Raw genomic sequence first — 26,033 nt, 5'->3', positions numbered from 1 at the left:
TATTTTTATTTTATGGTGTCCATATCAATGACAGCCATTGCCGAAGTGACACTGTGCAGTGTCTGGATTAAGGCTTTGATATTAGATGAGCGTAAAATAATTTCATAACGGTACTTATTGGCAATTTTAAACACCGCGCTCTCACCTGAACCCACCACTTCAACCTCTTTAATGACTGCAAACTGTTTCACATAATACTGCATTTCTTCTTTCGCTTTTAAGCCATTGGTATGCGCAAACACTACTTTGGCCATTTTAAAAAAGGGAGGGTACAAATCTTCACGAAACACTAATTCATCTTTTAAGAACTGTTCATAATCATTCTCTTGCATGTAATACTCAAAGAAATCTGCATTTTTGGTTTGTACCATCACCTCGCCAAACCCTTTACGTCCACTTCGTCCTGCAATCTGTATGAGCAAAGACAATGCTCGTTCTCTGGCTTTATACGAATTCATATTTAAAATGGAATCAATGCCCAAAACAATTGCAAGGGTTACGTTATGATAATCGTGCCCTTTAGAGAGCATTTGTGTTCCCACTAAAATATCAATTTTTTCATCATTAAAATCATTGAGTACGGCTTTGAGTTTACTGTCAGTCGTAATTGAGTCACGGTCAAACCGCATAACCGTCTTGCTTGCAAAAAGGGTTTGCAACTCCTCTTCAATTTGTGCTGTACCCACACGCAGATTGTGGATAATACCTGTACCACAAGAAGGGCAGCTTTGTGGTATTTGTTGGGTATAACCACAATAATGACACTTCAAGGCTAAAGCATTTTTATGCAAACTCATAGAGACAGAACAATAGGGACACTCCACACTTTTCCCACATGAAGAGCAGACTTGATACTTATAGTTTGCACGCGTTGGCAAAAAAACAATCACCTGTTGGTTTTGTTGTAAAACTCGCGTGATTTTATCTTTGACTTCATCATTGAGTGCAAACTGTGAATCATAAAAAGTCAACACTTTTTGGCTTTGAAAATAGGTCTTAGTGATTCTGATATAAGGCAACTTATGAAAAGAGGAGATCGAAGGCGTTGCACTTCCTAAAATCAACTGATAGCCAAACTGTTTGGCCATGTAAATCGTTAAATCCTTGACATTGAGTCGCGGTTTTTGATCGGATTTATAGGACTCATCATGCTCTTCATCCACCATAATCAAACCCAAACGACTGTAAGGCAAAAAAAGAGCTGAACGTGCACCAGCAATGAGCTTGATTTCTCCATTATGCAACCCTTCAATGATCTGTTCTTTTCGTTTTTTGGTTACTTTGGAGTGCCAAATCGCAACGGCATCTCCAAAAACCTTCTCCAAACGTTTTTGCATTTGAGGTGTTAAAGAGATTTCAGGCATAAGTAAGATGGCTTGTTGGTTCTCATTGAGATGTTTTTCAATGGTTTTGATGTAAATTTCAGTCTTACCACTTCCGGTGTTTGCAAACAGAAGTGCCTGTTTATTTTGTTCTAAAAACTCAAAGGCTTTTTCTTGTTCATTTGAGAGTTCAATCTTACTTTCAAACGTTTTTGATACCACACTAGGTGTTTGGTTAAATGGCGTATAAAGACTCAATGCTTCGCCCAATGAACAAATATAATAAGAAGCAATAAACTTAGCTGTTTGAAGCATCGTAGTATCATAATACGCTTCACTCACCTCTTCAATAATTGAGCATTTAAAATCAGGTTGTGGCACCTCTTTTACAACAACTCCATCCATAAGGTTTTTACGACGTGCTAATTTCACTCTTACTTTTTGTCCCAAGTTCAAAGGTTCGTTAAACTCATACGTTAAAGGTTCTAGCGGGGATTTTAACAGTGCAATTTCATAATAAAATATTTGACTCAATCAACTTCCTTGCAACTGTTTTGAGTGTAGTCGCACTCAAACGTTCCTTTATTGGAGTCATAAGTAAACTGCACTGACTCCTCTTTATTGATCCATACCTCATAACTCTTTTGAGTTTTTTTGCTCCACTGCCCTATTTGTCTCTCATAAGAACTGGTGGATACCAAGGGATAATCTAACAACTTTTCACCTTTTATGCCACTAAACAAAAGTGCACCTTCTGTATTGAGTGCTGCATCATCCAAGCGTTGAGGAAACTGCTCTTGTGCTTTGAGCATACGTGCATGCACTTTTGAAGCGATGGCACTTCGAATCAGTGCCACATCGCTTTTAATTTTTATCATGGTTGAATTGGAAAAAAATGCTTGATTGTTTCGAATGGCAAAAGTGAATATCAAAGCAATGATAACCAATACAAAGATGATTTCAAGTAGGGAAAAGGCTTTTTTCATCACACTTTAGGCAGTTTTTCTGAAATGGTTTCAATCTCTTTTTTAAAATTATAAAACTCTTGTGTACGTCGGATATAGGCTAAAAGAAGTTCTTGTGTATTGATATGAGTCTCTTGCGATAAAAATTTAATGATATCTGGTTCTAAGGTTTCATCTACGTTGATGGTATACGCCATATTATTGATGTGAAATGTCATTTTCTTTTTCAATTGCCTTTACCTTTTAACGCAAGTGTACTGTCGATTTTTAAAAGCAAATCTTGACTGTTACGCACATGTTCATCATTTCTATTTTTCAACTCTTCTACTTGCCGTTTTAAAGAGTCGTTTTCATACTTTAATGCTTCAAATTCTTTATTGATTTTTTCAACTTGTGCGTTTAACTTTTGTATTATATCCATTCGATATTCTACCTAAAATAGCATAAATCATCACATAAATAAGATATAATTTAAAAAAATAATTTTTTGACTCTACTCTTCTAAGAAAAGTTTTCCTTGATTATAAAGTGCCGTGACTGCTTTTCCCCAAGAAGAGTAGTGTTCTAAAATTTGTTTGTCCATTTTATAAAACTCTGCAATTTTATTGACCAATTCATCCTCTTTGAAATGAAATTTATCATCCGCATGCACCAAAATCATCAACTCTAAAAGCAGTATTTTTTGACTCTTTTTGGCTTTAAACTCTTTTAACAGTGATTCTAATTCAAATGACTCTTCATCATACTCTATCATGTCATCAATACCCATCTCTGCACAATACTCTTGGATAATATCGTACTCATTCTCTCCATAATTGCCATCTACTCTGGCCAAATGATGTGCCAATTCTAAAAAGGCAAACTTCTCATTTGATCGTAATTGCATTAATAACATATGTTGTTTTCCTATAAATAGTTTTTAAATTTTTGCCTTAATTATAGTTGGCAAGGGTTAATCAAATGTAAATCAACCTGCTAAAACGGGAAAAAGTTGTATTAAACCACTTGCCATAAACTCCACGGCTATAGAAGCCAAAATCAATCCCATGATTCTTGAAATCACATTAATACCAATGAGTCCCAATTTTGCCGATAAGTAAGCCGCCGCTCTGAGTGATATGAATATGTACAAAACCAAAACACTCACAATAGCACTCATCATAAATAAGTGTCCAATAGCTTTTCCATAATGAGAAAAAACAATCACAGTAGAAATAGCACCTGGGCCCATCATCAAAGGAATTGCTAAAGGAACAATTGCTAAGTCTCGATTGGATATTTTCGCTTCACTTAGCTCTTCTGGGGTCTGTTTGGCTCCAGGGATTTTTGCATTGATCATATTAATTGCCAAGGTCAAAAGCAGTATTCCCCCTGCAACTTTAAACGCGGGAATGGAGATATTGAAAAAATTTAAAATTGAATTTCCTAACCAAACAGAACATAACGCAATGATCCAACCTGCAAAAGAGGCGTGCAATGCCAATTGATTTTTCTCTTGAGTTGATTTTCCAACGGTTAAATTCACAAATATTGGCAAAGCAGAAAAAGGTCCCATAATGGCCAACACACCAAAAAATATTTTTGTGTATTCTTCAATAGGCAACATTAGCTTCCTTTGCATATAAAATTTTAGAGAACTATAGCCAAAAATTATTTAAAACTTTACTCCATCTCTAAGGACATTAAATACATCTCTTCCCCATCCGTGACATCTATATTAATACTTTGACATTTGGGACAATGAAACTCTCGTTTTTTCAAGGTCGAGGTGGTATTACAATCATGGCATTTTATGACAATATCTTGGACATTTATAATAAAATCAGCATTATGACAAATGGTCTTTTCTTTAAACGTGTTAAAAGCAGTTTCAAGTAAATCGGGTTCAACTCCACTTAATACGCCGATTTTTACCACCACTTTTGAGATTGATTGCGCATCATTGGCTTTAGCATGCTCTTCACAACTCTCTAAGAGCGATTGAACAATTGAGTATTCATGCATTCTTATCCTTTTTTAAACGTACAAATTCTATCAGCAAATTCGTGGCAAGAGTTCTCCCGTAGGTGTCTCTAAAAATCGTTTTGTTCCCCACGCTGAGTGCAGTACCACTTTTTTATCATATTGGTGTGTGACCGTTCCAATCATTGCCGCCTCTTTAGCAACTTCACAACTGTGAAGAACCTCTAAAGCTTTTTGAGCATCCTCTTTGGGTATGGCTAAAACAAACGTACCCTCATTAGCCAAACTCATGGCTTCAAAACCAAGCAGTTCACAAATACCATTCACTTCATCACACACAGGCACTTTTGTCTCTTCAACTTCTATACAAACATTGGACTGATTTGCCCACTCATTTAAAACTGCATTCACTCCACCTCGTGTGGCATCTCGTAAAGCTGTTATTTGAACCCCACTATCAATAAGTTTTTCAACCACTGGCCACAATGAAGCACAATCAGATTGTAAGTTAGAGCTCATATCAATCCCTTCTCGTGCAGCAAAAATAGTCGCCCCATGTTGACCAATAGAGTTTGAGACTAAAATCACATCACCGCTTGTAATACTGTTTGAAGAGATACCTGATTTTTTGATTTCACCAATACCCGTGGTATTGATAAAGATTTTATCCACACTGCCTTTGGGTACTACTTTTGTATCCCCACTTACAACCTTAGCACCATTTTTAGCAAGCTCCTCTTTCATGGATTGAACGATTCGATTGAGTGTTTCAACTTCAAACCCCTCTTCAATAATGACTGAACAGGTCATGTATTTAGGTTGTGCGCCCATCATGGCTAAATCATTACATGTACCACATACAGCTAATTTTCCAATATCAGCCCCTGGAAACTCAAGAGGACTTACCGTAAAAGAGTCCGTTGAAAACGCCAATTTGCCATTTTCAATTACTGCTGCATCTTCGCTTTTGGCTAAAATATCATTTTTAAATGCTTTATAAAAAATTGAGCCAATGAGTTCATTGTTCTCTTGTCCACCATTACCATGCGCAAGTGTGATTGTTTTTGTCATTCTTTTCCTACTTTACTTTTCATAATATTTACAGAGTGCTTGTGTCCCTAAATCACCATCACCTTTTTTTTCTAAGGTCTCATACATCTCTAAAACGTCCTCTAAGACTTTGAGATTTGCTACCTCTTCATTGGCAATTTTTAAATCTTTCACCATGTGCTTGATATAAAATCCCGGTTCAAACTCTCTTTTGTGCATCTTTGGAGCATTGTTTGTCATATGCCAACTTTGTGCTGCACCATTTTTAATGCTGTCTATCATGGTTGGAATATCTAAACCAACTTTGTTTCCATAAGCAATGGCTTCACTCACACCTGCCATAATGCCTGCAATAGCAATTTGATTGGCCATTTTGGTGTGTTGACCACTTCCTGCTTGACCTTCATAAATGATGGTTGTACCCATGGCTTCAAACACAGGTTTACACGTTTCAAAGTCCGTTTTATCTCCACCTACCATGATAGAAAGAGTGGCATTTAAAGCACCCGTATCTCCACCTGAAACAGGCGCATCTAAAGCTTTTAATCCTTTTGTTTGTGCCTCTTCACTGATTTTAACAGAGAGACTTGGAGTTGTTGTGGTCATATCAATCAAATAGGTACCCTTTGCTGCACTGTTGAGTACACCCTCTTGTGAAAAATAAACCTCCTCCACATCTTTAGGATATCCAACAATCGTAATCACAGCATCTTTGTTCTTTACACATGCTTTGATGCTTTCACAAAACAGCGCTCCATCATCAATAACATCTTGAACTTTCTCTTTAGTTCGAGCATAAATAGTGACACGGTAACCTTTTTTCATAAGGTTTCTCACCATTGATTTTCCCATTACACCAACGCCTATAAATCCAATAGTTTTTATTAAGTCAGCCATTTTACACCTCAATATTTTTTTTTAATTGTATCAAAAAACAGAACCTATTCAAAGATGCACTTTAGATGAGATTTCCGTATTTATAATAAGCACTGCAAGCCCCTTCACTACTCACCATACAGCTTCCCAATGGATTACTTGGATTGCACCCTTTTCCAAAAACTTTACAATCTTTGGGATTGGCTTTGCCTTTTAAAATATCGCCACAAATACAAAGTTTATGGTCATCAATACTCTCATTGGGTAAGATATCTTTATAAATGACTTCTGCATCAATGTTGGAAAACTCATCTTTTAGTCTGTAAGCACTGCTTGGGATATCTCCGATACCCCTCCATCTGAAATGCTCACGCTTTGTAAAGTAAAGTTCATTGAGTTTTTGTGCTTGAAAGTTTCCATCACGTGTCACACTTCTTGTATATTGCGTTTCCAGTTCGCATCGGTTTTCATTGAACTGTTTTAAAATCATCAACACCGATTGCATCACATCCACAGGTTCAAAGCCACTTACAACAACAGGTTTGCCATAATCTCGTGGAAACTCTTCATAGATTTTACTTCCAGTGATTACACTGACATGACTGGGCCCTATAAAAGCATCAATACTGTTTTCATCATCCAGCAAGACTCTCATAGGCTCAGGTACGGTGATGTGATTGATATGAAAGAGAATATTAGTGATTTTTTTATTCAATACTTGATGAATCAATGCACTGGTCATAGGAGTCGTGGTCTCAAATCCAATGGCAAAAAAGATGACTTTTTTATCGGGGTTTTCTAAAGCAATTTTAATACACTCCATCGGAGAGTAAACAAATCGAACATCTGCACCATTGGCCCTGGCATCTTGAAGACTTCCTTTACTTCCTGGTACTTTTATCATATCACCCAATGTAACTAAAATCACGCCATCTTGCATCGAAAGTGCATACGCATGGTCAATTCTCTCTTTTGGCATCACACAAACAGGACACCCCGGACCATGAATAAAACGTATGCTTTTAGGCAAGAGTTGGTTTAAACCAAACTTCATAATAGAGTGCGTATGCCCGCCACATACCTCCATAATGCCAATCGATTTGTTGAGTTTTTGTGCCTCTTGGTCAATGAGTTTCGCCAAGGCTTGAATGGCTTGCGGGTCTCTGAAACCATCATAGAGATCTTTTAACTTTAATTCGCTCATACGTTATGCTCTGCTTGGGCAGTTGTCCGACTCAGCTATGGCAGCCAGACGGTCTTCTTCTTCCATTTTATCAATGATTTCACGATAGATTTTCAGACTCTCTAATGCATCCTCTTCATCGATTTTATTCATGGCAAATCCAATGTGAATCAAAACATAATCCCCAATTTGAACCTCTTGGTCAATCAAATCCAAGCTGGCTTCTCTCTCTACTCCCATGGTATCAACAGTAGCAATATTGGTCTCTTTATCAATCTTAGTAATTTTTGAAGGTATTGAAAGGCACATACTCTATCCTCGATGATTCATTTTAAATTTAATCCAGTCAACTACACGTTGAAGACTTTTTTCATCTTTGGTTGATACTTCTAAGATATCCACATTGGGTTTGAGTTTTCTGGCATTGGCTTTCTCTGCTTCAATGTCATAATCAAAATGAGGCAATAAATCGGTTTTAGTGATTAAAATCAAATCAGCACTTCTGAACATAACTGGGTATTTGATGATTTTATCTTCACCTTCAGGGATGCTTACTAGTACAATATTCAAATGTGTTCCCACATCATAACTTGCAGGACAAACTAAGTTTCCAACATTCTCAACAAAACATACATCCAAATCATCTAAAGGCATATCATGCAGACCTTTATGCACCATAAAAGCATCCAAGTGACAGGCACTTCCTGTTTGAATTTGTACAGCTTTGATGCCTTTTTTAATCAATCTGTCGGCGTCTTTATTTGTCTCTAAATCCCCTTCAACCACACCAAACTTAAAATCAGCAATATCAGCTAAATGTTCAAGTAGGGTTGTCTTTCCACTTCCTGGACTGGACATCAGGTTAATACCCAAAACTTTATGGTTATCGAAATGTGCACGGTTATGTGCTGCTTCATGGTCATTTTTATCCAAAATCTTCTTAATCACTGAGATGGTTTTTGAGTCATTCAGTTGTGGATTATGGTGTAAGGTTTCGTGAGCATTTTGGTGCTCATGAGAGTGATGGTCATGGTCATGATGATGGTGTTCATGGTCATGGTCGTGGTGATGATGGTCAGTAATACTGCAACCGCAATCTTTGCACATGTGTCTTCCTTTTGTATATATGAATTCATTTTGTAAAAGTGTAGAACAACTTACTTAAAAAAGATATTATTTTTCTTTACGCTTATGTATTTTTAGAACTAAAATGGTATAATCATTTATGAACTGCCCAAAATGTAACATGACCCATCTCTATTCTCTAAGCAATGATTACTTTAAATGTGCCTCTTGCAAAACGAAGTTTTCACTTAAAAAACAGAACATGGATTGTGAAGTGATACATCTCTTTTGCAGTAATATCAATGCCCAACAAAGTGCTCAACTATTAAAAGTTAATTATCGCACCGTAGCAAACCGCTATGCACTCTTTCGCAAACTCATCGCCAAGCATGCACAAGAGGTTTACGAACAACAAATCCACACCGAAAACTCCTATGAGGAGCACTACTACTTTACACAACGTCAAAAAAACAGAAAAAGAAAATCGTTGTATGAAGCAGTTAATATCATTGGCTTTTACAGCAATCAAACCATCTTCACACTTTTAATGCCCAAGCTTTCAAAAAGTGCATTACAAGAGCATGATGACAGTTTTGAACGTTATTTATCTTGGCACAAATTGCAATCACAAAATGCCTACAAAACACCGTTGAAAGTCTTTTGGGCCTATTTGGAGCAGAATCTAAAAAAATACAAAGGGATCAGCGAAGAGAACTTCTTTTATTACTTAAAAGAGTGTGAGTTTAAATACAATTATGTACTACATCAGCAAATAGAGATTTTAAAAAATCTCTACTTCAAGTTGTGAGTTATTTTAATAAAAATGGCATATCTTTTTGTAAAGATTCCAGCAGGTCTTTATTGAGAAAAAACTTTGCAAAACCTTGTTGGCTTTTATAAGCTTTTGCACACACATAACGATTACGTTTAATTAAATTCAGTGGTGTTTTTAAAAAGATTTGATACAAAGGGTGCTTATGGTAATAGTTGTACATCTGTTCAAGTTGCACCTCATCGATCTCATCTTTTAACATCACGACTTGGTCTTCAAAAAACTCTATGACATTCTCTTCACTTTGAATGTGGATAAATGCCTCTTTAATATCTTCAAAACGCATATCAAATTTAAATCCTTGCAACAAGAGTGCTTGCAGGTTGACCAAGTCATTGCTTTGAAAATAGTACTGCATAAGAAGCGTAAGATAGTGCTCTTTAACATCTTCATCTACCTCTTCAAGACGCTTCTCAATGAGCTCTAAATTGTGCAGTTCTTTTCTGTTTTCAAAATGTTCATGTAAAATAGCTACTTGCCCAATAATTTCATGTAATCTGTCATTCATTATCAATCCTTATCTTATGCAAGTATTGTACAATAGCTTTTTTTAAAATATTTTAAACACTACTTTTTAAAGACTTTTGCCACCTCTTTAGCATATTGTAGCTCTGTAGAGATTCCCACACATGAACAGTTAATTTCAGACAAGACATAGACATCATTCCCCTCTTTATCATAATCTAAAATATAATCCATGGTCCAAAGTATTGGGTAGTTTTGTCCATGTAAAAATGGTTTGATATCTTTAAGACCTTTTTGTGTCAGCTTAACCACATCTTTCCACTTTGGTTCATCAGGAGATTCATACTTATACTTTGCACCTGAAAAGAGTGTGGCAGAAAATTGTCCTTCTTGAGGTTTTTTATGTACCACTGAGATAATCTTATCATTGACCAATAATACTCGAACCTCTCCTTCACAAATTCTTGGAAGGTAACGACAGTTTACAAACCCTACTTTTCCTTTAAAGTAGGCAGCGTTTTCACTCTCTTCTTCAAACTTTCTTTCAAAAGCCGTTAAAAACTCTTGCATGTTCTCATAGTAGTACTTATCATTGTTTACAGCTTCAGTAGATACAATTGAACCATCATCTTTCAGACTGACTAAATATACGCCTTCTCCTGTTGAACCATAGTTTGTTTTTAATACACGTATACCATACTCTTTTAACAATGAAGGAAAACGTGTAACAAACTCACCATACGTATGATAGAACTCTGTTTGTTTATCTCCCAACTTCGTATCTTTGAGTTTGGCTAATATATCTTTAAAGTCTAAATTGATCATCACATCAGGGTGCGTATGTACAATCACGCCATAGTTCCCTAATGCTTTTAAAAACTGAAAGTACTCGTCTACCTCTTTTAAGTTACCTGGATTAATACGGCTTATTACTGAGTGAGCATTCTCTTTTAAGTAATCAAGCAATTCATACTTCTTATTGGGTTTGTAAAAAACAATCTCCGTTTTATACTTCGTCTCTTGTTCAATTGCTTGCAATATTGGTTTGCTATCTGGTCTAAAACCATCAAAGCCTTTATCACTCCCTTTTGCATACTCAATGATGAATACTCTTTTTGCCATCTTTTTCCTTTTGATCTATTTGCATGAAATCATAAAGTGTGATAGTTACAAAAAAGAGTCAGTTAAGAGACAGTTTGATTACAAATAAGTAATAGATAGTATCAGATACAATAGTTCTAAACAGAAGAGCTTTAAAAGCTCTCCCATTCCTCTTTTGAGCCAGAAGAGACTTTTTTACTCTCAAGTTTCTCACTATTGGTTTGTCGTTGTTCAGGTTGACTTTTCTGGGACTCTAGTTGTTCATTGTTTTTTTGAATGGATCGAGCTTTCACTTCATTTTTTCCACCAAACTCTTTGGCATTAGCATCATTAACAATGAGTTTTGCAATCTCATCGGTTAATACCGCAATATCTCTGGTTTGTGAAGCGACCATCGCATTTTGTTGTGTTTGTTGATCCAACTCATTAACGGCATCATTGATTTGTTCAATACCTGCAAGTTGCTCTTTAGAAGCATTTTCAATATCAGAGATTAAACCAATGGTTTTCATGATATTATCATTGAGTGTTTTATACCCTTCAATCATATTTCCCGCCATGCTCTTACCATGATTTGCTTTTGAAGTAGCACTCTCTACAAGTGATTTAATTTCATCAGCAGCTTCAGCACTTCTTGAAGCAAGATTACGAACCTCTTGTGCAACCACTGCAAACCCTTTTCCTGCTTCACCTGCAGTGGCTGCTTCAACGGCTGCATTAAGCGAGAGAATATTGGTTTGAAATGCGATTTGATCTATGACCGATATCGCTTCATTAATCAATTCAACTTGCTCATTGATTTCATCCATTGAAGTATTGGTTTGGTTAGCCAATTTTTCACCCTGTTTTGCAGACGAGGTCACACCTTCAGAGAGTGTTGACATTTGTGCGATGTTTTCTGTATTTAAACGAACATTACTTGTAATTTGTTCAAGAGCAGCTGCCGTCTCTTCAAGTGAAGAAGCGGCCTCATTGGAACTGGCGTTGAGTTTATCCACATTGCTTAATAAAACATGCGAACTGTCATCCAACGTCAATCCATTTTGTTTGTTTTCAACAAGCATTTGTGTAATAGAGTCTCCTAAAGAGTTCACCCCACTTGCCAATTTTAATAGGTGTTCTTTTAAATGACCGGTTGATATCTTATTTAGATAGTTGTATTGTGAATACTGTTCTAGAATATTCAGTACATTCTCAATATTATTCTCTAAATTATCGGCCATCTTATTCAACACATCTTTAAGTTGCATCAAGGCAGGATTCGCAACACTTAAATTCAGTCGCTGACACAGATCCCCTTGTTCAAACTCAGATAACACCGCAATGGTTTCATCAATCAGTTTTCTGTCCTCTTCAATACCTTTTTTTGTTTTTTCTATGTTCTCATTAACAACAGCTGACATTTTACTGAACTCATCCTCTCCTTCAAGAGGAATCATTTCAGCAGTTGCATTTTCACGATTTAAATATTTGAAGAAGTTCATTAATCCATTTTGAAATGTACTTAATAAATGCGATATATTGCGAGGTAATGCAATTGATAAGGTAACAGCAAAGAGCAATACAATCACAGAAATAATCATAATAAGCAACTCTAATTGAGCATTATCTTTGGCTATTTGTGGCCCAATTTGATCTTGTTCTTTTTTAATAGAGAGTTTTATATCTTCACTTAAGTCAGCTATTGTCGTACCAATGACAGACAATGATTCATCAATGATTTTATTGCGTGCATTAATCGTTTCATAAATTGATTGAACTGCTTTTTGATAGGTTTTAATGCTATTCATAGACTCCTGTATCATTGTTTTATGTTCTTTTGAAACAAGCATTTTTTCTACTGTTAAAAGCTCATCATGCAATATTTTAAACTCTTCATGCACACGCTCATAATCGATTTTATCGTTGGATTCTAAAAATTTCATCGTATATAATCGTGTAAGCAAAAAGGTTCTAAGCGACTCTGCCACCTTTAAGCCTGATGCAAGCTGATTACTTTGTTGAGCACTTTTAACAATAGAGGTTAAATTTTGTTCGATTTGTTTGCCTTCAACATCTAAAATATTCTCTTTGAGTTCGTCTCTTTGTTTCATATACTCAACCACTTTAGCAAAGTTATCTCGATAAACATTTAAGTCTTTTTCTATTTTTAATAAATTTGCTTGTTGTTGAGTGTCAAAAATATCCTTTTTTGCTGTTTCAACAAACTCCAAACTTCTTTCATAATATGTATTAAACCCATCAATATCTTGTTGAGATTTTTGATTAAGATAATTTAATACATTGAGTCTCATCGTTAAAACATTGGCTTGAACACGACTTGCTATAAGGCTATTTTTTGCCATTGTTCTGTAGTTTGAAAAGCCATCACTTGATTTATCAATCCCATGAATACTGTAAACAGCAAGGAAGAGAATCAAAACGACCATAATAGAAAATGACAATATCAATTTCATTTTTATTGTTAATTTTTTCAACATCTTTTTTCCTTTAATTTTTATCAAACAATGTGATACGAATTGCTTTATCACACAACTTATTTCTTATTGTTCATATATGTAGGGAACCTCCTCGTTGGTATTTAAATAATATTAAACTCTATTTAATTGCATATACAACTACTTTATATTAATAAACTGATCTGTATTTAATCTTTTTCAATCTGTTTTATTATGATTAAAGTTTTACGTAAAGTTATAATAGATGCTTGTATTAAAAAGATATAAAAGATAGTATATATTTTGCAAAATATTATTTTTGTTTATATGTGGTTGCACAGTTGTAACTTCTAAATTTAAAATTTTTACTTTATAAGATATTTGATTACTCATTTATTTAAACTCATGTTATCATCAAAAATATTATTTTATTATCACTCAAATGTGCTTATCTTATCTTATCTTATCTTACAATTAATCAGCCATTTAATTTTCATTTTATTTTTATATTTGTATGATACGCTTGTCCATGAGAAATAAACTTTTTTATAAACTGACCAATGATTTGTATATTTTAAGTACACACAATTATCGTAAACATATCTATTCTGTCCTTTCTCAAACATGGTTTAAAAAAGCGTGTAAAGAGAAGAAAGTAACAGTTACGTACCTTACAAAAAAACATTTATACAAAATCGTCTAAAACACCCTATTTATATTATAAAAACCAACAACTCTTTTTATATAAGCCTATGTCACTCTATTTTACCTGTGAAACACTGCCCGATAATAATCATTTAAAACTACTCAATATCAATATAAAAAATGAAACAGTCTTTAAAGTGGCCTCTTTATTGCTTAAAATTCAAAAAACATTTCTTGAAACAAAGAACTATGATGATATTAATATTGTGGAAAGAAAAGAGTTTATCTTAGAATATATTCATACGTATAACTCCTATTTGGACAGTTCCATACTCTCAAAAATACTCAACCACATTACGTTATTAAGTAATAGGCAAATTAATACATTAAACTATCTGTTGCCCAATAAAAACTATGTCTGTTCATTTTATATTCACAAAATTATCAATGAGTACAGACCGCAAGGTAAGATTAAAGGAGATACGCATATTGCCGCTTATTTAGAAGAGAAATATAATATTAAAATATCCAGACGCAATGTCTGTTATATCAGAAAAAAATACTTGATTTCTACTTCTTATAAAAGACAAGACCGAAGTATTTTTTATTGTCTTGATAAACAGTATGGTTATAAACAAAAACTCAATAAAGACAATATTAAATCCGTAGAAAAAAATATTGAAGGTATTTATGAACTTTCATTAAATACTTTAGAACACTATCCTTATGCAAAAAATAAAATACTGTACATTGGCTCTTCAAACAATATCAAAAAAAGACTCTCAACGTATACAACACAAAAAGGGCATACGCCCAATATGAAAAAGTTTTTACAAGATAATGCTCATCAAATCTATTTCAGGTATTTGAAAATAAAAGACTGCAAAAGTTATGAAATGTTATTGCTCAACTCTTTTATCAATATTCATGGAGAATTACCAAAATTAAATAAACAGCGTATCATCAATATAAGTCAAGCTGTTTAACTTTTACTTATATTGATTGTTTGTACACTTTAGAATTTATTGAAAGATATAACCAACAGATTATTTTATATTCACTGTTTCTGTTCTTTCCAATTCAATAGGTTTAATAACAGACTTTTTAGGTTGATCAAAATCAAGTAAAACACCCTCTTTTGATTTAAAGTAGTATTTTTTTATTGTGTTTTTATTTCGTTTCTCAGCTAAAAGTTTAAATCCATCCTTCTCTTTTATATAAGAAACTTTATCATAGTTATCTCTATTAAAAAGCTCATCAACTGCTCTTGTTTTATATTCTCGAGCAACAAAAGAAGGAGCACTGTTTATTTTGCCTTTTTTTACTTTGACAAATTTTTTTAGTTTTGGATTCCATCCATCAGAATCAATACCATCTTTATTTTCTCCTGTTACAGTAAAACCATCGGGGTTATATTTAGTACCTGTAGCTTTATGAATTCCTTCTTTATTCCAGCCTTCAATATCAAAACCTTTTGTATCATACTTACTTTGTGTAATATGGTTAAAACCAAAACTATCCCAGCCAAGTCTATTAGCACCGTGTACTGTCTGCCAAAGCTGATCTTTTTGTTTATCTTGATATGTTTTCTTAAACTGTTCGAAACATACGTTATCCATTTGTACTAAGTTTTTTTCATACACTCTGTTATCATTAACTTTAGAGTTTTCAATATAATACTCATGCTTACCATTTTTAGTACAATCTATCAAATTAATATCATCAAATTGAGATACCTTACACTGATTATCATAATAAGAGAGTACTTGCTTTTTAAATGTATATTTAAACTCTGCAGAAGTATCATTTTTTTCAGCTTGAGCAAACGATACTTTTAAGTTACGACAACTACTATTTTCCAAAGTATAGTCCGTTGTTCCAGTACTGGCATTTAAAATATTGAGTGATTTAACTGCCACCTTTGCAGTCGCTTTTTCAAGACCAACTTTACCCACGCATAATACCTTATTGTTATTTACCCATAAGCCAAATACTTTACTCTGTTTTTCACAGATATTAACCCATCGCAATGACTCTTCTTGTTGTACTGTTTTTAAGTCTCTGGTTATTGGAGGTAAAGATAAGACTGAATCCAAATCATCTATAATCATTGGCGTTAACTCTTCAGTCACATCTTCTATCTTCTTATCTGCTTTATATTTATAGACATCAAAATAATTCAATGTCAATATTTTTCTATAAATCAATTGACTCTCGCATAAAGCAGTTAACTCTTTAATTATCTCTTTTTTTTCTTTTTTAAACCAATCTTGTGAAATCTCTTCTATATCGTATAAAGAGACTTCTACATTTACAGTATTGCCAATACAATCGAAGAAAATAGGCTTAACTACAAGTTGTCGTTTAATAGGTAAACTCTTGTCTTCTATGTATTTAATTTGAATATTTCGTCTTTTTAATTCTTCAACTAGGTTAGGTACCTTCATCACTGCATTTGAAATTTTTTTATATCGATTTTGACACTGGGGAAGAACCATTCCTTTACGATACTGAATTTTTGTCTCTTTGTAAGCTCCAATAATCGATACTTCATCCAATGTTTTATACTCTTTTTTTTTGGATATATTATTAATATTAGCCACATTAAATGCACAACCACTTAGAAAGAAGAGGCTCAACACTGCAACTAAATATACTCCTTTCTTTTCCATCATTCTTTTTCCTTTAATATATGATGGTGTATTATAAAAAAAGAACTCTAAATTATTACTTTATTGTGATTATAGTTGAGAGTAGAGTTGTCCCACTGCAATACCTGCATCATTTAAAGGCACCTCTTTTGAGTAGTAGTATTGTCTTTGTAATTCATCCAACCGTTTCGTTACTGCTTCAAGCAATGTTTTGTTTTGAAATACCCCACCCGTTAATACCACTGGAAGCGTTGAGTTCTTTTGAGAAATGGTGATAATAACCTCTACAAGCATATTGATAAACTTTGTACAAATCACTTGAGCACTTCTCTCTTTAACCATGGCTTGAATGGCTTTATGTATATCTATCTCATTGTGCGAAATATCAAACTCAAAATACTCTTTGCTAGAAGCATCATACGCTTGTTCAATCAGTAATCCTGCTTCTCCTTCATAACTGACATGTTGTTCAATACCAGCTAAAGAGCACACCGCGTCAAAAAGACGCCCCACTGAAGAGGTCAATGCCGCATTTAAACCATTGTTCCAAACCGTGTGCAACAACTCGATCTCTTTGGAACTGAACGCTTTAAGTGTAGGATTATCCATACAAACCAACTCTTCAAGTGTGTAGTTATCAAACAGCAGTGAAAGTCCCAACCGTTTAATTTGTTTAATGGCAATCTCACCGCCTAAGAGTTTAAAATATTTAAAGTGCTTAATTCGTATATACTCTTTTTTAGAGGCAATAAATACCTCTCCACCCCAAATATTTCCATCATCACCATAGCCTGTACCATCAAAAGCAAAGGCCAAAACCTTTTCATCTAAACCATACTCAGCCATACATGAAAGCACATGTGCATAATGGTGTTGTATTTGCACCACTGGTATCTCTTGAGATTTTGCCCACTTAGTGGTTTCATAATTGGGGTGTTTATCACACACAATCAATTCAGGTTTAAAATCATAAAAACGACAAAAGGTCTCTACCGTACGGTCAAAATACTCCATGGCCTCAATGGAGTTTAAATCTCCAATATGAGGCGAGAGCAAGATGTCCTTATCTAATGCCAAGGCAATACTGTTTTTTTGATTGGCACCAATGGCCAAAATGGCTTTGGGTTTCTCTTTCTTATGTGTTATAGCTGTAGGTGCATACCCTCTTGCGTTTCGCAGTTTAAAAAGTTGGTTATTACAAACTTGTACCACACTGTCATCACACGCATTGATAATCTCACGGTCAAAATCCAAAACATAATCTGCCACAAAGCCCAACTTACGCATGAGTTCATCTTTTTTTCGAATAATGGGTTCATCACTTAAGTTCGCACTGGTTGCCACGATAGGCTTATCAAAATGTTCAAAGAGTAAAAGGTGTAAAGGAGTATAGGGTAAAAACAGACCAATTCTGTCAATGTTGGGAGCCACTGCGTCTGCAAGCATGTTTATTTTTTCTTTATGAAGCAATACAATAGGTTTCTCTTTTGAGTTTAAGACCCGATGCTCCTCTTCATTCATTAAAGCAATGCTTTGAGCTTGTACACTGTCCTTACACATCACAGCAAAAGGTTTAGAGGGTCTGTTTTTTCGTTGTCTCAGTTTTTTAACCGCATAATTGCTTGTAGCATCACACACCAAGTGAAAACCACCTAAGCCTTTTATGGCAACAATATCTCCCAATTGAAGAGATTGAGTCACTTTCTCTAACGCTTTTTTCCCTTGAGCAATTTCACTGTTTTTATTATCATATAAAGTGATGGTTGGTCCACAATTGGGACAACAAATAGGTTGCGCGTGATATCGTCGGTTCATCGGGTCTTCATACTCTGTTTTACACTCTTTACACATCGTAAAGTTTTTCATTGAAGTATGCGCTCTGTCATAAGGTACTGTTTTTATAATCGTGTATCGAGGCCCACAGTTTGTGCAGTTCGTAAAAGCATATTTATAGCGTCTGTCTTGTGTATTTTGAATATCTTCTATACAAGCTTCACATATGCCAATATCTGCAGAGATAAGGGTACTTTTACTGCCACTTTCATGACTGTGTAGAATTTGAAAGTTTGAGAAAGATTCCAGTGCTAACTCATGAATCGTAATATTACTGATTTTAGAGAGTGGGGGTGGGTTTTCTTGTAATGCATAAAGAAACGTTTCATGTTTCTCAGGTGTGGTGGTAAGGACAATATTCACCCCTTGGTCATCATTGTTCACCCAACCATATAGATTGTGTTGTGTCGCTAATTGGTAGACGTAGGGACGAAACCCTACTCCTTGCACCACTCCGTGCACTGTTATCTTTTTTGTAATCATACCTTATTATACTACAGGATTGTTTATTATCTCTCTTTTGTAAGACATCTGTGCCATTTGTTTAATCGTAATGTGCTCATTTCGCACATGTGATTCAATGCCCAATTTTTTTAAGTGTTCAATCACACAATTTTGCATGGTTTCAACCGCATCAATGATTTCAGTACTCAATTCAAAAGTGGTATCATCCGCCACCCGTTTTGGTATGATGCCTAACACATTGGTAGAAGGCAAATCTCTACTCATATCAATCATGTTTAACGTTTGTAGCATCTCCACTTCATGTGCACTGCCTTGCCAGTTCACTTCCAAAGGCGTATTGTTATAATCAAAGAAATAGACATCTCCTGGTTTTGAGTTAATGGCATCCACACAATCCACAATAATCACTTCATCATACTTGACAATCTCTGGAATAAGCCTTTGTGCCAAGGTTCCACCATCGACAATACTCAAGGTGTTGTTCTCTTTGCTTCTGAACTCAAACTTCTCATCCATATAGTGAATAAAGTGTGCGCCCATACCTTCATCTTGAAAAAGGATATTCCCAATTCCAAGAAGAAGGACATTTAATCCTCTTTTTCCCATTTGTAACCTGATATAATTGAATCCATTGAACCCTCTTCTCCAAAAATAGAGTTAAACACGGCCAAATAGATATGAATTGGTAAGAAGATGATAAAGAACCACATGGCAATATGGTGAATCTCTCGAACCATTGCTAAACCACCTAGAAGAACCTCAATTGGTCGCATCAAAGGATAAAGCAAACCACCTAACCCTTCATGATATACATGTACATAAAGAATCACACCTGTCAGACAAATCACAAAAAGTGCAGCATACACTCCCACGTAAGCAACAAATTGCAGTGGGTTATAGACCCCTTTTAAGTGTGGGTGTTTCCCTATAAACAGATAATATTTAATTTGGTTAATCCATATTTTCAAACTTAAAAAGTCTTTGACAGAGACGCGCTCAATTTTACTCTCTTTATCAAGAATAAAAAGATAAGATTTTCCAATGGTCACACAAATCAATAAAAATCCAAAAATCTGATGCCAACTTCTCATCAGTGCATTAAAAAAATTGGTGGGTTCACCCATATTTAATGCAGGTGCAATAAAAGGATACCCCAAATAAAACCCTGTAAAAGTCAATATAACAATGGCCAAGGCTCTCACCCAGTGAGTGATTCGAAGCCACACTGAAAACTCATAATGTTTCTTAATCATGATTTCCTCCTAACACACTTTTCTAAAGCTGTGTTCTACCTTGTATGTACCTAAGTCATTCCCTTTTGTGTCCATTACATGAACTGCACACGCAATACATGGGTCAAAACTGTGAATCACACGTATGATTTCCAGTGGTTGTGAAATATCTTGAACTTTTAATCCTACCAAGTTGGCTTCATATGGACCATACACCCCATTGGCATCCACAGGTCCTGCATTCCAAGTTGAAGGAACCACCGCTTGATAGTTCTCCACAACTCCATTTTTAATACGAATCCAGTGAGAAAGCATCCCTCTTGGAACATCCCCAATAAATCGCCCTTTGTACTCTTTGTCTTGGTCGATTTTATATGAACTGTAGGTCTCTTGGTCAACTTTGAGGTTTTCAATCAAGTTATTAAACGTTTCCAGTCCATGCTTTGCAATGGCTTGCGCTTGAATCATACGAGCGGCTGTTCTTCCTAAAGTTGAGAAGAGTGCTTCTAATGGAAGCCCTGATTTTTTTAAGAATGCATCCACTAAAGGAACAATACGTTTGTTCCCTTTTGCATATGAAATCAAGATGGATGAAAGAGGTCCCACTTCCATGGCTTTACCGTCATAACGTGGGGATTTAATCCACGTATATTTTCCTTTTTCATCAATGACTTTTGAATCCACCATCTCACCATTGGCACCTACAGTTTTCATTGCTTTCATGCCTGTATAATTTGGATTTGTTTTTCCATCATATGGATGAAGCGGTTCATTATCACTGTACCAAGCATGTGTTGCTTCCTCAGTAATTAAATCCTCATTCACCTCATGCACTTGAGTTAAATCTCCATTTAAAATAATCCCTGCATCAAATAGGTGCTCATTTCTTCCTAATTGCATGCTTTGGTGAGACATAAAGTTCATAACTGCCGCTTTACTTGTAACACTGGCTTCATCTTTATAAACATCTGCTGCCATCAATACATCTGCACTATAAGCACGTTCTATAAACTCTGCCCCTTTTTTAAAGAGTGTCAAATACTCACCCATTCGTGAAGGATCTAACAAGTCCATCACACACGTTACACCACCCACAGTTAAACTTTGTGGGTGCGGTTGTTTTCCACCAAAAAGTGCCATCAGTTTGGCTAAATCTCGTTGAACCTCTAAAGCTTTTAAGTAGTGGCTTAACAAAATTAAATTTTGTTCAGGAGTGAATCGATAAGTTTTATGTCCCCAATAAGCATTGGCAAAAGGCCCAAGTTGTCCTCTTTGGACAAACTCTTTTACTCTTGTTTTCACCGCTTTAAGTTCATCTTCACCCGTTGCAATTGGCAGGTCAGTGTATTTAAATGCCTCTTTGCTGGCTTTAGCAGGATTGGCATCCAATGCACTCACCACATCCACCCAATCCAATCCATGAAGATGGTAAAAGTGCACCACATGGTCATGCATAAACAGAGCTTGGTTCATCAGTGTTCGCGTGAGTTTAGCATTTAAAGGAGGAATGATACCCAAGGCATCTTCAACTGCTTCAATCCCTGCTCGATAGTGAGAAAAAGTACATACCCCACAAATACGTTGCATTAAAAATCCTGCATCTCTTGGGTCTCTGTTTTTAACAATGGTCTCTAACCCTCTCCAAAGTGTTGCCGTTGAGTAAGCTTTTTGAATGACATTGTTATCATCCACTTCAACTTCAATACGCAAGTGTCCTTCTATTCTTGTAATAGGATCAATTACTACTCTTTTATTTGCCATGCCTACTCCTCATCACTTTTTGGGTTTTTAAATTTTGAAATCATTGCGTGTGCTGCAATACCAATTCCCGTAGCAGTCAACAGTCCCACACCAATTTTATCTGCTGTGGCATCTGCTCCTAAGCCATTAAATGGTGTGTTAAAGAGTCTGTTTGCAACGGGTTCTTCAAAGGGTCCCATTTTGTCCCAAAAGTCAGGTTCACTGCACCCAATGCACCCATGACCTGCTTGAATTGGCCATGACGTATGAGAGTTAAATCGGTTTTTACCACAATTATTAAATGTATAAGGTCCTTTACACCCTACTTTATATAAGCAATACCCTTTTTTAGCACCTTCATCTCCAAACTCTTCCACAAATTCACCTGCATCAAATCGTCCTCTTCGTTCACATAAATCATGTACTCGAAGTCCATATGCCCATTTGGGTCGATTATAAGCATCTAAAGCTGGAAGTGTTCCATATAAAATATAGTGGAACAAAGTTCCCACAATATTCTTTTCACTTGGAGGGCACCCTGGTACGTTAATCACTGTTTTATTCGTAACTTTTGAAAGTGCCACTGCTCCAGTAGGATTCGGATGAGCTGCTTGTACACCACCAAATGCAGAACACGTACCAATTGCAAAAATAGCAGCTGCATGTTCACTGGCATTTTGAGCAATCGTTTCACCTGTATTTCCATGACCACCTACAGTAAGGTAAAAGCTGTTATTGCCACTTGGAATCCCACCTTCAACCATAAGGATATATTTGCCTTTGTGTGTTTCAATGGCATGTTCAAGATTGTGTTCTGCTTGCCAACCTGCTGCTGCCATTAACGTTTCGTGATACTCTAAACTGATGTAATCAAAGATTAAAGAGTCAATGGTGGGTGCATCTGTTCTAAGAAGTGATTCAGAACAGCCTGTACACTCTGCCATATGCAACCAAATAATAGGTAACTTATCGCTGAGTGTCGCCGCTTTTGCAACCAGAGGAGTAAAATTTGCAGATAAACCCAATGTTGCTGTCATTGCTCCTGCCCACTTCATAAAATCTCTTCTTGAGACACCATTTTTATCTAAATGACTTTTTATATTTTCATTATTTTTTAAGCCTGGAAGTTTTTCGAGCTCTAATAGTCGTAAACTCAGCTTTTCATAAAGGTTATTATCTTTCAATTTTATTCCTTATCTGAATGAGTATTCATTTATTATTAGAAATTGTAGTATATTAATAGTTAAAACTATTTTACTTATTTAAGGAATTTTTGAATTTTCTCAAATTATGTTAATTATATGTAGTACTTATGTGATTTTTGTGTTAATTATAAGAAGAGTTCTCTTCTTATAATCGTTATAAAGAAATTGGGTTTGAGTTTGAAATAAGAATATTGTAGTTCTTAAGTGCTTTTTTGAGTTTATCGCAGTAAATTTTATTTTCCCAAAAATCTCCTGTAATGACCACCTCTTTTGTTTTGACATCATTTTCTATTTTAGTGATATTTTCAGTAACTAAATCAACCAGTGATTCATAGAGTGAAAAGCACAACATACTGTTATCCACATCGGCCATTTTATAACTCATGATAGATTGAACGATACGTCGATAATCCAAATAGTTCACCCCATCAATTTTTTCAACCACCATATCAATTTTTAATCCACTTTGAACGTTAGCAGACAATGCCAACTCTTCAAGCGCTTTGGCACTTTTAAGTCCAATAATCAACGCAATCATCGCAAAGATTGCTTCAAAACCATTGCACTCTCTTAATACTCGGTTTTCAATGCTGAATTTCTTTTGATAGTTTCCAATCAATCGTGCGCAATTCTCATCGATTTCAGCTATTTCTTCAAACATATGTTCTAAATCAAGATGGATATTTGGAACTTTAATAATTGATTTTACACCTGAAGTTGGCATATACACTGCAATATCATTGTTAGAACCTTTTTTAAAGAAATTCACACCAATAACAGGTGTGGTTCGTTTGTTCTTTTCAATGATACAGGCTTTAAAGAGTGAGCCAACTTCTTGAATATACTCACTGAAGTGATAGAAAGTTTTATCCAATTCATAATCGTATCGTGGATAAACTCCCTCTTCTCCACTTAAAATGATATTCTCATTTTCATTATACGTCATTTTTAAAAGTTCAGGAGAATCTTGTGTAAAGAGGTAATCTATGCCCTGCTCTTTTAATGCATGAGTTATTAAAATCTCCTCTTTGGTTTTCGCAAACCGAACATAAATTGAGCGTCTGTTTCCAAATTCATTGTTTCTGTTGTGTGCAAAGTTGATTTGCAGTTTGATAAAAGGGCGTTCAATGGCACTTAGCAGTTGCATCTGTTTTTGATTTAAAGAGAAGTACTCACTGATTTTCATGATATCGGTCATAAGAAGGACCTCTTCTTCCTCTTTGCTTTGTGAAGTATAGAGTCGGTTCTCAATGACAATTTGACCCTCATTGAGTGCAACCTCTTTTTTCTGCTCTTTTAAAAGCTCTAAAATGGCTTCGTTGGTGCATGAAACCGATACTTCCACTCCTTTATCTTCCAAAGGTATGATACTTTCATCAAAACTGTTCAGAACTTGACTCTCACCCACAAATACAGAAATAGGAAGTTTATTTTCAAGATATTTAAAAAACTCTTCAATCACTTGTGCATCATCATCCACTCTTAAAAGAATAAACCCTCGATACAACTTTGCAGTTGCTGTGATTTTAAATTCACTGATTAAGCGATTGATGATATTGACATAATAAAAATTAGTCGTCTTAAAATCAATTTTATAGATTAATTCCATGTCGTATCTTCCTCATTTGGTATTCTGCTTAAGTGTTCGCCGTTGTAACTTCCAATAAGTTCTTGTGCAATTTGTTTGATGGTTTTATCATTTTTCTTGTTAGCACTGCATCCAATTGATTCAATCTCTTTAATCACATGTGCAATATACTCTTCAAATCTGTTTTCAATGCTTTGAGTTAAACCAATTTCTACTTTTTCAATGTCTTCAGGAATGATTCCCATAATAGTAACTGCAGCATGTTTATCCAACACTGAACAAATTTCCAGCATCTCTACAATCTCAACTTCATGCGCTGTTTTTCGATAGTTTCCTAATCCAAGTAAAACATCAGATGGCAGTCTGAAAATCTCACCTGCTTTGTCCTCTATGGAAACGGTGTCTAAGATAATGACATTATCATACTCTTGAAAATAACTCATGAGTTTAAACCCCAGTGTTCCCCCATCAATGATTTCAATTTCTGGTTCAAACGTATAGTTCTCTTCTATATATTTTGCAGCATAGATTCCTATACCCTCATCTTTAAAGAGTAAATTACCAACACCCACTACAATATTTTTCATTCTATTCTCCCTTGAAGCTTTCACCATAAAAGCACTGAAAAAAGTCTCTTGCTCTTTACACTGCTTTTAAACTAAAAAAGGGTTGTAGAGTTTATACTACAACCCTTTTATATTCAATTAAAAAGAGGTAATCTAAATGATTACTCTTGCTCTTTTTTCTGTTTTGGTGCAAATTTATATCCACCTAAAACAATGTTAATATCACCCTCTTGCCAGAAGATGGTTCTCCAAATTTGATAATAAATATGAGACATCACCCACATTAAAATCAAGTACATTGCAGTGTGGTGAGCAATTCTTACACCCATGTTTCCACCAAAGAGGCTCAATGTCCAATCTGTAGAAAAGTGAAGTAGCCATGGCCACCAAGCTCCAATTGAACTCTGTCCTGAAGCTAAACCATGTACATAGAGTTGAAGTCCTGTTAATAACATGAACACTAAAAGAATGTGAAACAGCGTAAAGAACATGATGTTATAACTGTCACTGTGCGTTGAATCAAACTTCTTTCTTCGGTTAAAGGTAATTAAGTTAAAGAAGACTTCACAAAACTCAACAAAATTTTTCTTCGTTGGCAAAATCTTTTTGTATGGTTTTTCAAATCTTGAAAATAGGTATAAATACCCAATTAAGATTGCTGTTACATCAAAGATGATGGCTACAATAAAGTGCCCCCATCTATTCCATGCCATCACATATTTATCCACTGCAGGGTCTGCAATAAATGTTTGATAATATGGATGACCTATGTATAACCCGGTTGCGACTGCTGCAACCATGCAAATCGCATTCACCCAGTGAATGGTTCGCATGATTGGCGTCATACGC

At 35.2% G+C, this 26,033-nt stretch carries 27 protein-coding genes; 3 read left to right on the top strand and 24 right to left on the bottom strand.

Annotated elements, in window-relative coordinates:
* Positions 1 to 5: 5 nt before the first annotated feature.
* The 12 genes from CRV04_RS02255 to hypB all read right to left on the bottom strand — a co-directional run bounded on the left by CRV04_RS02255 (position 6) and on the right by hypB (position 8,465).
* Entirely contained in the window at positions 6 to 1,856 is a 1,851-nt protein-coding gene (locus CRV04_RS02255; RefSeq protein WP_228126442.1) for a primosomal protein N', read from the bottom strand.
* Positions 1,853 to 2,308 carry a type II secretion system protein gene (locus CRV04_RS02250; RefSeq protein WP_128994992.1) on the bottom strand — a complete coding sequence of 152 codons (456 nt, stop codon included), beginning with the start codon at positions 2,306 to 2,308 and terminating at the stop codon, positions 1,853 to 1,855. Before CRV04_RS02250 ends, CRV04_RS02255 begins: the two co-directional genes overlap by 4 nt.
* Entirely contained in the window at positions 2,308 to 2,517 is a 210-nt protein-coding gene (locus tag CRV04_RS02245) for a hypothetical protein (RefSeq protein WP_228126441.1), read from the bottom strand. Before CRV04_RS02245 ends, CRV04_RS02250 begins: the two co-directional genes overlap by 1 nt.
* Entirely contained in the window at positions 2,514 to 2,708 is a 195-nt protein-coding gene (locus CRV04_RS02240; RefSeq protein ID WP_128994991.1) for a hypothetical protein, read from the bottom strand. The genes CRV04_RS02245 and CRV04_RS02240 overlap by 4 nt, the downstream gene beginning before the upstream one ends.
* 72 nt (positions 2,709 to 2,780) lie before the next feature.
* On the bottom strand, positions 2,781 to 3,173 hold the full coding sequence (locus tag CRV04_RS02235; RefSeq protein ID WP_228126440.1) for a tellurite resistance TerB family protein: 393 nt from the start codon (positions 3,171 to 3,173) through the stop codon (positions 2,781 to 2,783).
* Positions 3,174 to 3,254: 81 nt separating this feature from the next.
* A complete protein-coding gene (locus CRV04_RS02230) occupies positions 3,255 to 3,893 on the bottom strand; it encodes a MarC family protein (protein ID WP_164969099.1) in 639 nt (212 codons plus the stop codon).
* A gap of 56 nt (positions 3,894 to 3,949) precedes the next feature.
* On the bottom strand, positions 3,950 to 4,291 hold the full coding sequence (gene hypA, locus CRV04_RS02225; RefSeq protein WP_128994988.1) for a hydrogenase/urease nickel incorporation protein HypA: 342 nt from the start codon (positions 4,289 to 4,291) through the stop codon (positions 3,950 to 3,952).
* A 30-nt stretch (positions 4,292 to 4,321) separates the two neighbouring features.
* Positions 4,322 to 5,320, bottom strand: coding sequence for a hydrogenase expression/formation protein HypE (gene hypE, locus CRV04_RS02220; protein WP_128994987.1), 999 nt, complete (start codon positions 5,318 to 5,320; stop codon positions 4,322 to 4,324).
* A gap of 12 nt (positions 5,321 to 5,332) precedes the next feature.
* On the bottom strand, positions 5,333 to 6,196 hold the full coding sequence (locus tag CRV04_RS02215; protein WP_228126439.1) for an NAD(P)-dependent oxidoreductase: 864 nt from the start codon (positions 6,194 to 6,196) through the stop codon (positions 5,333 to 5,335).
* Between the two features lie 61 nt (positions 6,197 to 6,257).
* Positions 6,258 to 7,379 (bottom strand): hydrogenase formation protein HypD, encoded by a 1,122-nt coding sequence (gene hypD / locus CRV04_RS02210; protein ID WP_128994986.1) that lies wholly within the window; start codon positions 7,377 to 7,379, stop codon positions 6,258 to 6,260.
* A 3-nt stretch (positions 7,380 to 7,382) separates the two neighbouring features.
* Entirely contained in the window at positions 7,383 to 7,667 is a 285-nt protein-coding gene (locus CRV04_RS02205; RefSeq protein ID WP_128994985.1) for a HypC/HybG/HupF family hydrogenase formation chaperone, read from the bottom strand.
* A gap of 3 nt (positions 7,668 to 7,670) precedes the next feature.
* The gene (gene hypB / locus CRV04_RS02200) at positions 7,671 to 8,465 is read right to left on the bottom strand and encodes a hydrogenase nickel incorporation protein HypB (RefSeq protein ID WP_128994984.1); all 795 of its coding nucleotides are present in this window, start codon (positions 8,463 to 8,465) and stop codon (positions 7,671 to 7,673) included.
* A gap of 139 nt (positions 8,466 to 8,604) precedes the next feature.
* Here hypB and CRV04_RS02195 point away from each other — a divergent pair, with 139 nt between their 5' ends.
* Positions 8,605 to 9,231, top strand: a complete 627-nt coding sequence (locus CRV04_RS02195) for a hypothetical protein (protein WP_228126438.1) — start codon at positions 8,605 to 8,607, stop codon at positions 9,229 to 9,231.
* Between the two features lies 1 nt (position 9,232).
* Here the strand turns inward: CRV04_RS02195 and CRV04_RS02190 are convergent, their stop codons facing one another.
* The 3 genes from CRV04_RS02190 to CRV04_RS02180 form a co-directional block, all read right to left on the bottom strand.
* Entirely contained in the window at positions 9,233 to 9,763 is a 531-nt protein-coding gene (locus CRV04_RS02190) for a hypothetical protein (RefSeq protein WP_128994982.1), read from the bottom strand.
* 59 nt (positions 9,764 to 9,822) lie between these two features.
* A complete protein-coding gene (locus CRV04_RS02185) occupies positions 9,823 to 10,842 on the bottom strand; it encodes a Cj0069 family protein (protein WP_128994981.1) in 1,020 nt (339 codons plus the stop codon).
* 131 nt (positions 10,843 to 10,973) lie between these two features.
* Positions 10,974 to 13,301 carry a methyl-accepting chemotaxis protein gene (locus tag CRV04_RS02180; RefSeq protein WP_128994980.1) on the bottom strand — a complete coding sequence of 776 codons (2,328 nt, stop codon included), beginning with the start codon at positions 13,299 to 13,301 and terminating at the stop codon, positions 10,974 to 10,976.
* 487 nt (positions 13,302 to 13,788) lie between these two features.
* Between CRV04_RS02180 and CRV04_RS12840 the strand changes: the two genes are divergently transcribed.
* Positions 13,789 to 13,962: a hypothetical protein gene (locus tag CRV04_RS12840; protein ID WP_164969098.1), complete on the top strand. Its 174-nt coding sequence runs from the start codon at positions 13,789 to 13,791 to the stop codon at positions 13,960 to 13,962.
* A gap of 49 nt (positions 13,963 to 14,011) precedes the next feature.
* Positions 14,012 to 14,890, top strand: coding sequence for a GIY-YIG nuclease family protein (locus CRV04_RS02175; protein ID WP_128994979.1), 879 nt, complete (start codon positions 14,012 to 14,014; stop codon positions 14,888 to 14,890).
* Between the two features lie 60 nt (positions 14,891 to 14,950).
* Here CRV04_RS02175 and CRV04_RS02170 read toward each other — a convergent pair whose 3' ends face one another.
* The 9 genes from CRV04_RS02170 to CRV04_RS02130 form a co-directional block, all read right to left on the bottom strand.
* The gene (locus CRV04_RS02170; RefSeq protein WP_128994978.1) at positions 14,951 to 16,579 is read right to left on the bottom strand and encodes a hypothetical protein; all 1,629 of its coding nucleotides are present in this window, start codon (positions 16,577 to 16,579) and stop codon (positions 14,951 to 14,953) included.
* Between the two features lie 66 nt (positions 16,580 to 16,645).
* Positions 16,646 to 18,871, bottom strand: coding sequence for a carbamoyltransferase HypF (hypF, locus tag CRV04_RS02165; protein ID WP_128994977.1), 2,226 nt, complete (start codon positions 18,869 to 18,871; stop codon positions 16,646 to 16,648).
* A 6-nt stretch (positions 18,872 to 18,877) separates the two neighbouring features.
* Positions 18,878 to 19,459 carry a HyaD/HybD family hydrogenase maturation endopeptidase gene (locus tag CRV04_RS02160; protein WP_128994976.1) on the bottom strand — a complete coding sequence of 194 codons (582 nt, stop codon included), beginning with the start codon at positions 19,457 to 19,459 and terminating at the stop codon, positions 18,878 to 18,880.
* Positions 19,441 to 20,106: a Ni/Fe-hydrogenase, b-type cytochrome subunit gene (gene cybH / locus CRV04_RS02155; RefSeq protein ID WP_128994975.1), complete on the bottom strand. Its 666-nt coding sequence runs from the start codon at positions 20,104 to 20,106 to the stop codon at positions 19,441 to 19,443. Before cybH ends, CRV04_RS02160 begins: the two co-directional genes overlap by 19 nt.
* Before the next feature lie 9 nt (positions 20,107 to 20,115).
* Entirely contained in the window at positions 20,116 to 21,846 is a 1,731-nt protein-coding gene (locus tag CRV04_RS02150) for a nickel-dependent hydrogenase large subunit (RefSeq protein ID WP_128994974.1), read from the bottom strand.
* Positions 21,847 to 21,848: 2 nt separating this feature from the next.
* Positions 21,849 to 23,009 (bottom strand): hydrogenase small subunit, encoded by a 1,161-nt coding sequence (locus CRV04_RS02145; protein WP_128994973.1) that lies wholly within the window; start codon positions 23,007 to 23,009, stop codon positions 21,849 to 21,851.
* 175 nt (positions 23,010 to 23,184) lie between these two features.
* Positions 23,185 to 24,639, bottom strand: a complete 1,455-nt coding sequence (locus tag CRV04_RS02140; RefSeq protein WP_128994972.1) for a Kae1-like domain-containing protein — start codon at positions 24,637 to 24,639, stop codon at positions 23,185 to 23,187.
* Positions 24,630 to 25,205 carry a HyaD/HybD family hydrogenase maturation endopeptidase gene (locus CRV04_RS02135; protein ID WP_128994971.1) on the bottom strand — a complete coding sequence of 192 codons (576 nt, stop codon included), beginning with the start codon at positions 25,203 to 25,205 and terminating at the stop codon, positions 24,630 to 24,632. Before CRV04_RS02135 ends, CRV04_RS02140 begins: the two co-directional genes overlap by 10 nt.
* Before the next feature lie 140 nt (positions 25,206 to 25,345).
* Positions 25,346 to 26,029 carry a cytochrome b/b6 domain-containing protein gene (locus tag CRV04_RS02130; RefSeq protein ID WP_128994970.1) on the bottom strand — a complete coding sequence of 228 codons (684 nt, stop codon included), beginning with the start codon at positions 26,027 to 26,029 and terminating at the stop codon, positions 25,346 to 25,348.
* Positions 26,030 to 26,033 lie beyond the last annotated feature (4 nt).

The organism is Candidatus Marinarcus aquaticus, from assembly GCF_004116335.1.
Classification (GTDB): domain Bacteria; phylum Campylobacterota; class Campylobacteria; order Campylobacterales; family Arcobacteraceae; genus Marinarcus; species Marinarcus aquaticus.
The sequence above is the reverse complement of the archived record's forward strand: the minus strand, read 5'-3'. Positions and strand labels throughout refer to the sequence as shown.

What these genes read in the sequence shown, in the direction of transcription:
- CRV04_RS02235 (WP_228126440.1), bottom strand. Translation starts at nt 3,173, where the DNA reads ATGCAATTACGATCAAATGAGAAGTTTGCCTTTTTAGAATTGGCACAT.
- hypF (WP_128994977.1), bottom strand. Translation starts at nt 18,871, where the DNA reads ATGATTACAAAAAAGATAACAGTGCACGGAGTGGTGCAAGGAGTAGGG.
- cybH (WP_128994975.1), bottom strand. Translation starts at nt 20,106, where the DNA reads ATGATTAAGAAACATTATGAGTTTTCAGTGTGGCTTCGAATCACTCAC.
- CRV04_RS02180 (WP_128994980.1), bottom strand. Translation starts at nt 13,301, where the DNA reads ATGTTGAAAAAATTAACAATAAAAATGAAATTGATATTGTCATTTTCT.
- CRV04_RS02190 (WP_128994982.1), bottom strand. Translation starts at nt 9,763, where the DNA reads ATGAATGACAGATTACATGAAATTATTGGGCAAGTAGCTATTTTACAT.
- CRV04_RS02160 (WP_128994976.1), bottom strand. Translation starts at nt 19,459, where the DNA reads ATGGGAAAAAGAGGATTAAATGTCCTTCTTCTTGGAATTGGGAATATC.
- CRV04_RS02250 (WP_128994992.1), bottom strand. Translation starts at nt 2,308, where the DNA reads ATGAAAAAAGCCTTTTCCCTACTTGAAATCATCTTTGTATTGGTTATC.
- CRV04_RS02230 (WP_164969099.1), bottom strand. Translation starts at nt 3,893, where the DNA reads ATGTTGCCTATTGAAGAATACACAAAAATATTTTTTGGTGTGTTGGCC.
- hypA (WP_128994988.1), bottom strand. Translation starts at nt 4,291, where the DNA reads ATGCATGAATACTCAATTGTTCAATCGCTCTTAGAGAGTTGTGAAGAG.
- CRV04_RS12840 (WP_164969098.1), top strand. Translation starts at nt 13,789, where the DNA reads ATGAGAAATAAACTTTTTTATAAACTGACCAATGATTTGTATATTTTA.
- hypD (WP_128994986.1), bottom strand. Translation starts at nt 7,379, where the DNA reads ATGAGCGAATTAAAGTTAAAAGATCTCTATGATGGTTTCAGAGACCCG.
- CRV04_RS02215 (WP_228126439.1), bottom strand. Translation starts at nt 6,196, where the DNA reads ATGGCTGACTTAATAAAAACTATTGGATTTATAGGCGTTGGTGTAATG.
- CRV04_RS02195 (WP_228126438.1), top strand. Translation starts at nt 8,605, where the DNA reads ATGACCCATCTCTATTCTCTAAGCAATGATTACTTTAAATGTGCCTCT.
- CRV04_RS02170 (WP_128994978.1), bottom strand. Translation starts at nt 16,579, where the DNA reads ATGATGGAAAAGAAAGGAGTATATTTAGTTGCAGTGTTGAGCCTCTTC.
- CRV04_RS02175 (WP_128994979.1), top strand. Translation starts at nt 14,012, where the DNA reads ATGTCACTCTATTTTACCTGTGAAACACTGCCCGATAATAATCATTTA.
- CRV04_RS02150 (WP_128994974.1), bottom strand. Translation starts at nt 21,846, where the DNA reads ATGGCAAATAAAAGAGTAGTAATTGATCCTATTACAAGAATAGAAGGA.
- CRV04_RS02205 (WP_128994985.1), bottom strand. Translation starts at nt 7,667, where the DNA reads ATGTGCCTTTCAATACCTTCAAAAATTACTAAGATTGATAAAGAGACC.
- CRV04_RS02240 (WP_128994991.1), bottom strand. Translation starts at nt 2,708, where the DNA reads ATGGATATAATACAAAAGTTAAACGCACAAGTTGAAAAAATCAATAAA.
- CRV04_RS02135 (WP_128994971.1), bottom strand. Translation starts at nt 25,205, where the DNA reads ATGAAAAATATTGTAGTGGGTGTTGGTAATTTACTCTTTAAAGATGAG.
- CRV04_RS02140 (WP_128994972.1), bottom strand. Translation starts at nt 24,639, where the DNA reads ATGGAATTAATCTATAAAATTGATTTTAAGACGACTAATTTTTATTAT.
- hypE (WP_128994987.1), bottom strand. Translation starts at nt 5,320, where the DNA reads ATGACAAAAACAATCACACTTGCGCATGGTAATGGTGGACAAGAGAAC.
- CRV04_RS02185 (WP_128994981.1), bottom strand. Translation starts at nt 10,842, where the DNA reads ATGGCAAAAAGAGTATTCATCATTGAGTATGCAAAAGGGAGTGATAAA.
- CRV04_RS02130 (WP_128994970.1), bottom strand. Translation starts at nt 26,029, where the DNA reads ATGACGCCAATCATGCGAACCATTCACTGGGTGAATGCGATTTGCATG.
- hypB (WP_128994984.1), bottom strand. Translation starts at nt 8,465, where the DNA reads ATGTGCAAAGATTGCGGTTGCAGTATTACTGACCATCATCACCACGAC.